Genomic DNA, 478 nt, shown 5'->3' with positions numbered 1-478 from the left:
GAACGTGCCGGGCCGTCCGCCATCGTCGAAACCCTGCAACTCGCTGATGTCCTTCAGCCCGGTCTGATTGAACAGCGGTGCCAGAGGATCGCTGTCAGGAGTGTCGTTGAAGTCGCCGACGATGGCGATGAACTCATGTTCCCTGCGGAGCTGCCGATAGCTCGTTGCGGTGCGCTCGGCCTGGCGCTTGCGCTTCGCGTCCGAGACAGGCGGCGAGCCGAAGCCCTTGCTCTTGAAGTGATTGGCAAGAACGATCAGCTTATTTCCATCCGCGGTCTCGATCTCGTACTGCGCGCAATCGCGGCTGAAGATCACGCCATCCTCATCCTCGTCATCGACATGGCTGGCGATCGAGACGATGTTGAACTTCTTCTTCGTCATCAGCCCGACATCGATACCGCGATCGTCATTGCCATCGATCAGCATGATATGATCGTAGGGCGTGCCGCTGACGGCCGGCATCACATCCTTGCAGAAC

1 pseudogene is annotated in these 478 nt (G+C 59.0%); it reads right to left on the bottom strand.

Annotated elements, in window-relative coordinates:
• Positions 1 to 462, bottom strand: a pseudogene (locus tag I6F36_RS38665) (endonuclease/exonuclease/phosphatase family protein); the annotation flags it as partial.
• Positions 463 to 478 lie beyond the last annotated feature (16 nt).

It is taken from the genome of Bradyrhizobium sp. BRP19, assembly GCF_020194195.1.
GTDB lineage: Bacteria > Pseudomonadota > Alphaproteobacteria > Rhizobiales > Xanthobacteraceae > Bradyrhizobium > Bradyrhizobium yuanmingense.
The sequence above is the reverse complement of the archived record's forward strand: the minus strand, read 5'-3'. Positions and strand labels throughout refer to the sequence as shown.